We start from the raw sequence: 11945 nt of genomic DNA on the forward strand, positions 1-11945 counted from the left end.
ATAGTGTCTCGATGTAGTCGAATTATGCAATATTGCTAATTCGATTATTTTTTAACTTTTGCACGCTTCGTACCGTATTTGGAACGAGCTTGTTTCCGGTTGTTAACACCTGCAGTATCAAGCGCACCGCGAACGATGTGATAACGTACACCCGGAAGGTCTTTTACACGACCACCGCGAATCAAAACAACGCTGTGCTCTTGCAGGTTGTGACCGATACCTGGGATGTAAGCCGTTACCTCGACTTTATTCGTCAGACGTACACGGGCATATTTCCGGAGTGCGGAGTTCGGTTTTTTCGGAGTCATCGTACCTACACGAGTGCAGACACCGCGCTTTTGTGGAGCGCTAATGTTCGTTGCTTCACGTTTCAGGGCGTTGAAACCTTTTTGCAGAGCAGGCGATTTCGATTTTACGACTTTCGCTTGACGGCCTTTACGGACCAGCTGGTTAATTGTTGGCATGTTGCCACCCCCTTCCTTTAATTGTAAAGCATATGATCTTACCCGAAATAATTAAGCCCACAGATCCAGGTGATTCATAAAGAAGCAAAGAAAAATTTCTGTCAGCCCGTCCATCTCAATAAACTGCCGACAAAAACAACGATTCTCTATTCGTCTTCCGAAATATCTGATACGACAGCTGCCATGGCGGCTCCAACATCAATTCCGCAGGTTTCCCCTAAGAGCTGCATGTTCTTGACCCAAGCAACCTCGACCTCATAATCCTCGCATAATTGGACAATACGATCCGTCATACGCGAATCTGCATCTTGGGCAACATAGACGAGTACGGCTTTGCGAAGCTCTACCATCTTCGTCGTTTGCTTCGTGCCGATCTTGTACTGCATGCATTCACCCCTCTTCGTCCAACAGGACAGGGATCACACGAACAGGCACACTACGACATATTAGCATCTGACGCCTATTCATGTCAAGGTGAAACACTTTAATTATTAATTATTAATTTCATGTAAATCATGGCTCTTTCAAAAGAAATGGAACCCGTCAATCATGCCGAGCGCGAAATGCGCTCGACATGACCACGGCTTCCGGTTCTTAGGACTCGATAGCGACGGATTCGCTTTCTGTTGAACCTTCGCCTTCGATAATCTCGTCTTCCAATCCCGCAAAGCGGATGCTCCGATAGCGGGTCATACCCGTACCTGCCGGAATGAGCTTGCCGATGATGACATTCTCTTTCAGGCCGAGCAATTGGTCAACTTTACCCTTGATTGCTGCGTCAGTAAGAACACGTGTTGTTTCTTGGAACGATGCAGCCGAGAGGAACGAATCCGTCTCGAGGGATGCTTTCGTAATACCGAGCAGTACCGGCTTCGCAACTGCAGGCTCAAGCCCTGCAAGAATTGCGGTACGATTAGCCGCTTCATATTCATGAATGTCGACGAATGAACCTGGCAGAAGTGTCGTGTCGCCCGCATCAACGATGCGGATTTTGCGAAGCATCTGCTTGATCATTACCTCAACGTGCTTATCATTGATTTCTACGCCCTGGTTCCGGTATACGCGTTGAACTTCTTGCAAGATGTAGTTCTGAACGCCACGAATACCTTTAATGCGCAGCATTTCTTTCGGGTCAATCGAGCCATCCGTCAGTTCGTCACCCGCATCCAGCTTCGCGCCTTCGCTTACGCGCAGACGGGAGCCGTACGGTACGAGATACGTTTTGGTCTCTGCTTCACCTTGTACTTCAATTTCACGACGGTCTTTGCCATCGCGAACTTCTTTGACGATACCGTCGATTTCACTGATCGTCGCTTGACCTTTCGGGTTACGAGCCTCGAAGAGCTCCTGGATACGCGGCAAACCTTGCGTAATATCGTCGCCGGCAACGCCGCCGGTATGGAATGTACGCATTGTAAGCTGTGTTCCTGGCTCACCGATCGATTGAGCTGCGATAATGCCGACTGCTTCGCCGATTTCTACGAATTTGCCTGTAGCCAAGTTGCGGCCATAGCACATTTTGCAGACGCCATGACGAGCACGGCAGCTGAGCACGGAACGGATTTGCAGCTTCTGAACGCCAGCTGCAACAATCTCTTCGGCTTTATTCGAGTCAATCAGCTCGTTGCGACGTGCAATGATTTCTCTTGTTTCTGGATGACGAACCGTCTCGAAGCAATAACGCCCTTCGATCCGATCATACAGATCCTCGATAACTTCTTTGCCGTCACGAATTTGCGCTACAGTGAAGCCTTTATCCGTACCGCAATCATCTTCGCGTACGATAACGTCTTGTGCGACGTCAACGAGACGACGAGTCAGGTAACCCGAGTCAGCTGTACGCAGAGCGGTATCGGCCAAACCTTTACGCGCACCGTGCGTTGAGATGAAGTACTCGAGGACGGATAGTCCGTCACGGAAGTTCGATTTAATTGGAATCTCGAAGATACGACCCGATGGTGTTGCCATCAGACCACGCATACCGCCGAGCTGAGTAATCTGCGATTTGTTACCCCGTGCTTTGGAGTCGACCATGAGCATGATGGAGTTGAAGCGATCCATCGATTTCATGAGTGCATCCGTCACTTGGTCTTTCGCTTTACCCCAGATCTCGATAACACGGTCATAACGCTCTTCGTTCGTGATCAGACCACGACGATATTGGTTCGTAACGGTCTTAACCTTCTCGTCGGACTCTTTCATAATCTGATCCTTCTCGACAGGTACCGTTACGTCTGCTACTGCTACCGTGATGCCTGCGCGAGTCGAGTACGTAAAGCCGAGCTTCTTGATCTGGTCAAGAATAACGGACGTTTTCGTCGTCTCGTAAATGCGGAAGCATTCTGCAATGATATTGCCGAGATATTCTTTGCCAACTGCAGGAGCAATTGGAAGCGTCTCTTTAATTTCATGCAGGTCGGAACCTTTTTCATAGATGAAATATTTCTCCGGCGTTCCGTGCAGAAGGTTAGCTTTGGAAGCTTCGTTAATGTACGGGAATGTAGCTGGGAATATTTCATTGAAAATGATTTTGCCGACCGTCGTGCTAAGCAAGCCGGTCTGTTGTTTCTCCGTAAACGATACCTTGCCAAGAACACGCGCAGGAATAAATACGCGAGCATGCAGGGCCGCAGCGCCACGCTGATAAGCAGAGACAGCTTCATTAACAGACGCGAAGACAATACCGCTGCCTTTAGCATCCTTATTGTCTACCGTCAGGTAGTAGCTGCCCAGAACCATATCCTGGGATGGCGTAACGACTGGTTTACCGTCTTTCGGGTTCAAGATGTTGCCGGAAGCAAGCATGAGCAAGCGTGCTTCTGCTTGTGCTTCAGCAGACAACGGTACGTGAACAGCCATTTGGTCACCGTCGAAGTCGGCGTTGTATGCCGTACAAACGAGCGGATGCAAACGAATTGCGCGTCCTTCGACCAGAATCGGTTCGAACGCTTGAATACCTAGACGGTGAAGCGTCGGAGCACGGTTAAGAAGAACCGGATGTTCTTTAATGACTTCTTCGAGAACGTCCCATACCTCTGCGCTTACGCGCTCAACCTTGCGCTTCGCACTTTTAATATTATGAGCAAGCCCTTTGTTTACAAGCTCTTTCATTACGAAAGGCTTGAACAACTCCAGCGCCATTTCTTTTGGAAGTCCGCATTGATACATTTTCAGGTACGGTCCAACGACGATAACGGAACGACCGGAGTAGTCAACACGCTTACCGAGCAAGTTTTGACGGAAACGTCCTTGCTTACCTTTGAGCATGTGGCTGAGCGATTTCAATGGACGGTTGCCTGGGCCCGTAACAGGGCGGCCACGACGACCATTGTCAATCAGAGCATCGACTGCCTCTTGAAGCATCCGTTTTTCGTTTTGAACGATAATGTCTGGCGCGCCAAGATCAAGAAGACGCTTCAGACGATTGTTCCGGTTAATTACCCGGCGATACAGATCATTCAAGTCGGACGTTGCAAAACGGCCGCCATCGAGCTGTACCATTGGGCGAAGCTCCGGAGGAATGACCGGAAGCACGTCGAGAATCATCCAATCCGGACGGTTGCCCGAGCTCTTGAATGCCTCGATTACTTCAAGGCGCTTAATCGCACGGTTACGACGTTGGCCTTGCGCAGTGCGCAGGTCTTCCTTCAGCGTATCGAGCTCTTTCTCAAGATCGATGTCTTGAAGGAGCTTCTTAACCGCCTCAGCACCCATGCCAGCTTGGAAGCCGTAGCCGTACTTCTCGCGATAGCTGCGATATTCCTTCTCGGAAAGAAGCTGTTTCTTCTCGAGCGGCGTTTCGCCTGGATCCGTTACGACATAGGATGCAAAGTAGATAATCTCTTCCAACGAGCGTGGCGACATATCGAGCGCCAAGCCCATACGGCTAGGAATACCTTTGAAATACCAAATGTGTGAAACCGGAGCAGCGAGCTCAATATGGCCCATCCGCTCACGGCGTACTTTCGAGCGCGTTACTTCTACGCCGCAACGATCGCAAACAACGCCTTTGTAACGCACACGCTTATACTTACCGCAATGACATTCCCAGTCCTTCGTAGGCCCAAAAATCTTCTCGCAGAAGAGACCTTCCTTCTCCGGTTTCAATGTCCTATAGTTGATGGTCTCCGGTTTTTTGACTTCTCCGCGGGACCACGATCGAATTTTATCGGGAGATGCCAACCCGATCTTCATATATTCGAAGTTGTTCACGTCCAACAAGGAGCAACCCTCCTTCGTCAAGTATCGCTTATTCGGCGTTAGCTTCTGAGCCTTCTAAATTCAAGTTCAGCTTATCGCCCGTGCCGTCTTCATCATCATCCGCTTCACGAAGTTCGATTTCTTCTTCGTCTTCAGACAATATTTTAACGTCCATGCCTAGGCTCTGGAGCTCTTTGATCAATACTTTGAACGACTCAGGAACACCAGGTTCCGGTACGTTCTCACCCTTCACGATCGACTCATACGTCTTCACGCGACCGACAACGTCATCGGATTTAACCGTCAATATCTCTTGCAGCGTATACGCTGCGCCATATGCTTCAAGCGCCCAAACTTCCATCTCACCGAAACGCTGTCCGCCAAACTGAGCTTTACCACCCAGCGGCTGCTGCGTAACGAGCGAGTAAGGACCTGTAGAGCGTGCATGGATTTTATCGTCAACCATGTGCGCCAGTTTGATCATGTACATAACGCCGACCGTAACTTCACGTTCGAACTCTTCGCCCGTGCGGCCGTCATACAGTACCGTCTTACCATTGCGCTGCATGCCTGCTTCTTCCATTGCATTAAACACGTCATATTCACGCGCGCCATCGAATACTGGCGTAGCTGCATGAATACCAAGACGCTTACAAGCCATGCCAAGGTGAACCTCGAGAACCTGACCGATGTTCATCCGCGAAGGTACGCCCAGCGGGTTCAACACGACTTCAACAGGCGTGCCGTCCGGCAGGAATGGCATATCTTCTTCTGGCATAATACGGGCGATGACACCTTTGTTACCGTGGCGTCCTGCCATCTTATCGCCTTCGGAAATTTTCCGTTTCTGAGCGATATAAGCACGAACCAATTGGTTAACGCCTGGTGGCAGCTCGTCGCCGTTCTCGCGCGTAAACACTTTAACGTCAACGACGATACCGTCCGTACCATGCGGTACGCGAAGGCTCGTATCGCGAACCTCACGCGCTTTTTCTCCGAAGATCGCATGCAGCAAACGTTCTTCCGCCGTCAGCTCCGTAACACCTTTAGGCGTTACTTTACCTACGAGGATATCGCCAGCACTGATCTCGGCACCAACGCGGATAATGCCGCGCTCGTCGAGGTTTTTCAACGCTTCTTCGCCGACATTCGGAATATCGCGCGTAATTTCTTCAGGTCCAAGCTTCGTGTCGCGAGCTTCGGACTCATATTCTTCAATGTGAATCGACGTATACACGTCTTCCTTCACAAGCTTTTCGCTCAAGAGGATAGCATCCTCGTAGTTGTAGCCTTCCCACGTCATGAAAGCAACGACGACGTTGCGTCCAAGCGCCAATTCGCCTTGTTCAGTCGAAGGACCATCCGCCATGATGTCGCCTTTGCGGATAATGTCGCCCTTGTTAACAAGCGGACGCTGGTTAATGCAAGTACCTTGGTTAGAACGCATAAACTTATGCAGTTTGTGCTTCACTAAATCGCCAGTCACTTGCTTGCCGTCAAGCATTTCAATGCGACGCAGCCAGATTTCATTCGCCGAAACCCGTTCAATGACGCCATCATACTTGGATACGATACATACGCCGGAATCTTTAGCCGATTTATGCTCCATCCCTGTACCAACAAGCGGCGCTTTCGGAATAAGCAGCGGAACCGCCTGACGTTGCATGTTGGATCCCATAAGCGCACGGTTAGAGTCATCGTTCTCGAGGAACGGAATGAGCGCCGTTGCAACGGATACAACCTGCTTAGGCGATACGTCCATGTAGTCAACACGTTCGCTTGGCATCGTCAGGATGTTGTCTCTTTGTTTGTTATAACGTACGAGTACAACATCTTCTGCAAAGTTGCCTTCTTCAGTCAACTTAGCATTCGCCTGTGCAACTACATAGTTGTCCTCTTCATCAGCTGTCATGTAGTCGATCTGTTCCGTTACTACACCCGTTTTCGGATCTACCCAACGATAAGGTGCTTCAATGAAGCCATATTCGTTAATGCGGGCAAATGTAGACAAGGAGTTGATCAAGCCGATGTTCGGTCCCTCTGGTGTCTCGATCGGGCACATCCGTCCGTAGTGGGATGGATGTACGTCACGAACCTCGAAGCCTGCGCGTTCGCGCGTCAGACCGCCCGGTCCGAGTGCAGACAGACGACGTTTGTGCGTCAATTCTGCCAGCGGGTTCGTTTGGTCCATGAACTGCGATAGCTGGGACGATCCAAAGAATTCCTTAATCGATGCGATAACCGGACGAATGTTGATAAGCGCCTGCGGCGTAATCGCATTAGCATCTTGAATGGACATACGCTCGCGAACGACGCGCTCCATCCGAGATAAGCCGATACGGAATTGGTTCTGCAGCAGTTCGCCTACGGAACGCAAACGACGGTTACCCAGATGGTCGATATCATCTGTGTTGCCGATGCCGTGCAGAAGGTTAATGAAATAGTTGATCGACGAAATAATATCGGCCGGCGTAATATGCTTGACGGTTTTGTCGATAATACCGTTCGATACAATCTTGATTACTTTCCCGTCCTCGTAAGGGGAGAATACGTTAATCGCTTGAAGCGGAATACTATCCGCATTAAGCACGCCGTTGGCTACATGGTAAGTCTTAAAGCCAACATTACTCTCCAAACGCGGCAATATTTCATCCAAAAGACGACGGTCGATGATTTGACCTGCCTCAGCGATAATTTCGCCAGTTGCAGGATCAACAAGCGTTTCCGCCAGTCGTTGGTTGAATAAACGATTTTTGATATGCAGCTTTTTGTTGATCTTGTAACGACCAACGTTAGCCAAGTCATACCGTTTTGGATCGAAGAAGCGTGCAACCAGCAAGCTCTTAGCGTTATCCAAAGTCGGCGGCTCGCCCGGACGAAGGCGCTCATAAATTTCGATGAGTGCTTTTTCCGTCGAATCCGTGTTGTCCTTGTCCAGCGTATTGCGGATATATTCATCTTGTCCAAGCAAGTCCAAGATTTCTGCATCCGTGCTGAATCCAAGTGCTCTGAGCAATACCGTTACCGGTATTTTACGCGTACGATCGATCCGGACATAAATAATGTCCTTCGCATCCGTCTCAAGCTCCAGCCACGCGCCGCGGTTCGGAATAACCGTAGCCGTATAGGTACGTTTTCCGTTTTTGTCTACCTTCGTGCTGAAATAGACGCTCGGGGAGCGGACCAACTGGCTGACGATAACCCGTTCTGCACCATTGATGATGAACGTGCCCGTCTCGGTCATAAGCGGGAAATCGCCCATGAACACTTCTTGTTCCTTAACTTCGCCCGTTTCCTTATTAAGGAGACGCACTTTCACGCGCAGCGGAGCAGCAAACGTAACGTCGCGCTCTTTAGATTCATCGACCGAGTACTTCGGCTCGCCGAGACTGTAGTCGATAAACTCGAGTGACAGATTTCCTGTAAAGTCCTGAATCGGCGAAATGTCCTGGAACAACTCTAGCAAGTCAGCATCCAAGAACTTCTCGTACGACTTTTGTTGGATTTCAATCAGGTTCGGAACTTCGAGCACTTCATTAATGCGCGCATAACTTCTCCGCGTGCGTCGACCATACTGAACAAGTTGTCCTGCCAACTTAACCTCACCCCTCATGTCTGCTTCACAGCTTACGTATCGTAAAACAATAAAAACTTCCGCGGCGGATACACAACTGATGGTGTGCGATCTGCGTAATAGAGGAAGTTTTCAGCCCACCAAGCGAAGCCGTGGTCCATCTTAGCGGACCCGGCTTCGCCCGGCGGCTTTGAATCTTTGTGATAACAACTCCAAACGAACCTCCCGAAAGAGGTACGGGCGGTGCTTTTCCTTGCGAGATAAGGAGGCGGTCTACAATTGGATCGCTTTCTTATCTCGTAAAGAAAAGGCTCCACTCGAACATTCATGTCGATACAAGAGCAACCAACCCGCGAACGACGAGTCGCGACAAGCAAAAGTCCTATATCAAGTAATTTTGCCCAAAACGTAAACATTATACGTCAAATGTCGTAATTCTATGCATGACGCGCTCGAATTTTGTTCTTGACATTTTAGTGAGCTAAAGAGAATTAGCCCAGTCTAATACTGACATTTTATAATAATATCATATCTGAAATGTCAAGTCAATAATTAGTTACTTTATTACTGCATTTTCTCGGATTGCCCTGAATATGCGATAGCCTTTTTCTTTGGTTACCTCTTCGACGTTGCCAAACCGCTCTAGCAGCTTTGCTTCTGCAGACGGCGCCCCTTGCTTCTTCTGAATAACCACCCACATCGAGCCGCCAGGCTTCAGCAGATCATAGCCCTCTTCAAATATTTGATGCACAACCGATTTACCCGCACGTATAGGTGGATTCGTAAGAATCGCATCATACCGATTCTCGCGCACTGACTGATAGACATCGCTTTGCTTAACGGTTATGTTATCGATTCCGTTTAGCTTCGCATTCTCTTGCGCAAGGGCGATCGCTCGCTCGTTAATGTCGATCATTGTAACGTGGCCCTTCGTTGCTAGCTTTGCTGCCGATAATCCAATTGGACCATAGCCGCAACCCACATCTAATACCTCTGCATCAACAGGTATGTCTAACGCATCAATAAGAACGCGGCTTCCAAAGTCGATTCCGGATTTCGAAAATACCCCTGCATCCGTTGTAAATCGTAATCGCACACCTCGCAATTCAAATTCAAGCGTTTTCCGATCATGCTGCACATCAGGCGTCTTCGAGTAATAGTGATTGGACAATAGGCTCACTCCTTACTGACTTTACAGCTGCAAAATAGGAACGAACCCCTTGGAACCGTTAGGCTCCAAGGGGTTCGGCATCTCGTAATGAGATTATTTTACTTCTACGGAAGCGCCTGCTTCTTCGAGTTTAGCTTTGATCGATTCAGCTTCTTCTTTCGAAACTTTCTCTTTCAGTGCTTTTGGAGCGTTGTCAACAACTTCTTTCGCTTCTTTCAGGCCGAGACCCGTGATTTCGCGAACGACTTTGATAACGTTGATTTTCGACGCGCCAGCGTTGTTGAGGATAACGTCGAATTCAGTTTGCTCAGCAGCTTCAGCAGCGCCGCCGCCAGCTACTACTGCAACTGGAGCTGCAGCTGTTACGCCGAACTCTTCTTCGATTGCTTTTACCAGATCGTTCAGTTCGAGAACCGTCATTACTTTAATGGCTTCCAAGATTTGCTCTTTAGACATGGTTGAACCTCCATAAAATTGAGTTTTTTATTGTAAATCTAAGCCGGTGGCTTCAGCCTGCGCGGCGGGTTATTAAGCTTCTGCCTCTTGCTTCTCCGACACCGCTTTGACAGCGAGTGCGAAGTTGCGAACTGGTGCTTGGAGCACGCTGAGGAGCATGGACAGCAAACCTTCGCGGGACGGAAGATCCGCCAACGCTTTGATTTGGTCAACGCCAACAACGCGACCTTCAACTACGCCACCTTTAACTTGCAGCGCGTCGTTTTTCTTAGCGAAGCTGCTAAGAATTTTCGCTGGAGCAACGATATCGTCGCCACCAAAAGCGATTGCAGTAGGACCTGTAAGAACAGCGTCCAGTTCTGTCAATTCTGCGGAAGCAGTAGCGCGGCGAACGAGCGAGTTTTTGAGGACTTGGAACTCGATGCCAGCTTCACGCAGTTGTTTACGGAGTTCCGTTACTTGTGCAACGTTCAATCCGCGGTAGTCAGCTACAACCGTAGAGGAGCTCGCACGGAGCTTCGCTGCGATTTCATCGACTGCGAGTTGTTTCTCTTGAATAATTTTTGCGTTTGCCACTTTGTACACCTCCCGTACATTATTGCACATTCCGTTCAATTACGTTTCCCGTCCCGTGATGCATGAGAAAGGCCTTCGCAGACAATGCGAAGGCCATGATGGTCTGTCAGCTTAATCATCCATACGAATGAAAGTTGCAAACACTGTATCATAACACCTCGGTAGGAAATTAAGCCCTAAAGGCACCTACTGTCTACGGTATGCGTATTCGAAATTGATGCGTTACCTCTTAGCGGTACGAAGCCACGTTAACGCGAGCGCCAGGGCCCATCGTCGAGGAAATCGCGATGTTTTTCAGGTACACGCCTTTTGCCGATGCTGGTTTAGCACGGTTCAGCGCATCCATCAACGATTTGAGGTTCTCAGCGAGTTTCTCAGCGTCGAAGGATACTTTGCCGATCGGAGCAAGAATTTGTCCTGCGCGATCGAGACGGTACTCGATTTTACCAGCCTTAATCTCTTGCACAGCTTTGGAAACGTCAAACGTTACCGTGCCGGCTTTAGGGTTAGGCATGAGGCCTTTACCACCGAGAATACGACCGAGTTTACCGACTTCAGCCATCATGTCAGGCGTAGCTACGCAGACATCGAAGTCGAACCAACCTTGTTGGATTTTGTTGATTACGTCGGAATCACCAACATAATCAGCGCCGGCAGCTTCCGCTTCCTTTGCTTTTTCGCCTTTAGCGAATACGAGTACGCGTTTCGTTTTACCCGTGCCGTGTGGCAGGACAACTACACCGCGAACCGCTTGATCTTGTTTACGCGGGTCAACACCCAGACGTACCGCAACCTCAACCGTTTCGTCGAATTTAGCCGAAGCGGCTTTCTTCACGAGCTCGATTGCTTCTGCTGTTTCGTAAGTTGCTTCGCTGTCGATCAGCTTGGCAGCTTCGATATATTTCTTACCGTGTTTAGCCATGAGAATTACCTCCTTGTGTGGTAGTAGCGGAATATCCTCCTTGCGGATGATCCTCCCACTTTCACGCTGATGACAATTGCCATCCGCGCCGTACGCCGGTTTCCCGAGCGAACGCAACTCGATTATCGAGTTGGATTAGTCTTCGATAACAACGCCCATGCTGCGCGCCGTACCTTCAACCATGCGCATTGCCGCTTCCACGGATGCTGCATTCAGGTCTTCCATCTTTTGCTCAGCGATTTCGCGAACTTTGGCACGTTTCACCGTTGCAACTTTCTTCTTGTTAGGCTCGCCGGATCCTTTAGGGATTCCTGCCGCTACGCGAAGCAATACTGCAGCTGGTGGCGTTTTCGTCTCGAACGTGAACGAACGATCTTCGAATACGCTGATAACGACCGGGATAATCAAGCCCGCTTGGTCAGCTGTACGAGCGTTGAACTCTTTACAGAACGCCATGATGTTAACGCCTGCTTGACCGAGTGCAGGACCGATCGGCGGTGCCGGGTTCGCTTTACCTGCTGGTACTTGCAGTTTCACCATCTTGATGACTTTCTTTGCCATGCTAACACCTCCTTAAACCAA

9 protein-coding genes and 1 other annotated feature are annotated in these 11945 nt (G+C 49.5%); all 9 genes read right to left on the reverse strand.

Annotated features, from left to right (window positions below; genetic code table 11):
• Positions 1 to 44: 44 nt before the first annotated feature.
• On the reverse strand, positions 45 to 464 hold the full coding sequence (gene rpsL, locus PAECUDRAFT_RS09760) for a 30S ribosomal protein S12 (protein WP_006037954.1): 420 nt from the start codon (positions 462 to 464) through the stop codon (positions 45 to 47).
• A gap of 146 nt (positions 465 to 610) precedes the next feature.
• Positions 611 to 850, reverse strand: coding sequence for a ribosomal L7Ae/L30e/S12e/Gadd45 family protein (locus tag PAECUDRAFT_RS09765; RefSeq protein ID WP_006037955.1), 240 nt, complete (start codon positions 848 to 850; stop codon positions 611 to 613).
• Between the two features lie 208 nt (positions 851 to 1058).
• Positions 1059 to 4685, reverse strand: a complete 3627-nt coding sequence (rpoC, locus tag PAECUDRAFT_RS09770) for a DNA-directed RNA polymerase subunit beta' (RefSeq protein WP_006037956.1) — start codon at positions 4683 to 4685, stop codon at positions 1059 to 1061.
• Between the two features lie 28 nt (positions 4686 to 4713).
• Positions 4714 to 8277 (reverse strand): DNA-directed RNA polymerase subunit beta, encoded by a 3564-nt coding sequence (gene rpoB, locus PAECUDRAFT_RS09775; RefSeq protein ID WP_199558741.1) that lies wholly within the window; start codon positions 8275 to 8277, stop codon positions 4714 to 4716.
• Between the two features lie 517 nt (positions 8278 to 8794).
• Complete coding sequence (locus tag PAECUDRAFT_RS09780) at positions 8795 to 9409, reverse strand: class I SAM-dependent methyltransferase (protein WP_006037958.1); 615 nt, start codon at positions 9407 to 9409, stop codon at positions 8795 to 8797.
• Positions 9410 to 9502: 93 nt separating this feature from the next.
• The gene (rplL, locus tag PAECUDRAFT_RS09785) at positions 9503 to 9865 is read right to left on the reverse strand and encodes a 50S ribosomal protein L7/L12 (RefSeq protein WP_006037959.1); all 363 of its coding nucleotides are present in this window, start codon (positions 9863 to 9865) and stop codon (positions 9503 to 9505) included.
• A gap of 72 nt (positions 9866 to 9937) precedes the next feature.
• Positions 9938 to 10441: a 50S ribosomal protein L10 gene (gene rplJ, locus PAECUDRAFT_RS09790; protein WP_006037960.1), complete on the reverse strand. Its 504-nt coding sequence runs from the start codon at positions 10439 to 10441 to the stop codon at positions 9938 to 9940.
• 55 nt (positions 10442 to 10496) lie between these two features.
• Positions 10497 to 10658 (reverse strand) — a sequence feature (ribosomal protein L10 leader region).
• Between the two features lie 12 nt (positions 10659 to 10670).
• Entirely contained in the window at positions 10671 to 11363 is a 693-nt protein-coding gene (gene rplA / locus PAECUDRAFT_RS09795; RefSeq protein ID WP_006037961.1) for a 50S ribosomal protein L1, read from the reverse strand.
• Positions 11364 to 11498: 135 nt separating this feature from the next.
• Positions 11499 to 11924 carry a 50S ribosomal protein L11 gene (rplK, locus tag PAECUDRAFT_RS09800; RefSeq protein WP_006037962.1) on the reverse strand — a complete coding sequence of 142 codons (426 nt, stop codon included), beginning with the start codon at positions 11922 to 11924 and terminating at the stop codon, positions 11499 to 11501.
• Between the last annotated feature and the right edge of the window lie 21 nt (positions 11925 to 11945).

Origin of the sequence: Paenibacillus curdlanolyticus YK9 (assembly GCF_000179615.1) — a bacterium.
GTDB classification, from domain to species: domain Bacteria; phylum Bacillota; class Bacilli; order Paenibacillales; family Paenibacillaceae; genus Paenibacillus_T; species Paenibacillus_T curdlanolyticus.

Coding starts and splice junctions, on each gene's coding strand:
- rpsL (WP_006037954.1), bottom strand. CDS start 464: ATGCCAACAATTAACCAGCTGGTCCGTAAAGGCCGTCAAGCGAAAGTC.
- PAECUDRAFT_RS09765 (WP_006037955.1), bottom strand. CDS start 850: ATGCAGTACAAGATCGGCACGAAGCAAACGACGAAGATGGTAGAGCTT.
- rpoB (WP_199558741.1), bottom strand. CDS start 8,277: ATGAGGGGTGAGGTTAAGTTGGCAGGACAACTTGTTCAGTATGGTCGA.
- rplL (WP_006037959.1), bottom strand. CDS start 9,865: ATGTCTAAAGAGCAAATCTTGGAAGCCATTAAAGTAATGACGGTTCTC.
- rplA (WP_006037961.1), bottom strand. CDS start 11,363: ATGGCTAAACACGGTAAGAAATATATCGAAGCTGCCAAGCTGATCGAC.
- rplK (WP_006037962.1), bottom strand. CDS start 11,924: ATGGCAAAGAAAGTCATCAAGATGGTGAAACTGCAAGTACCAGCAGGT.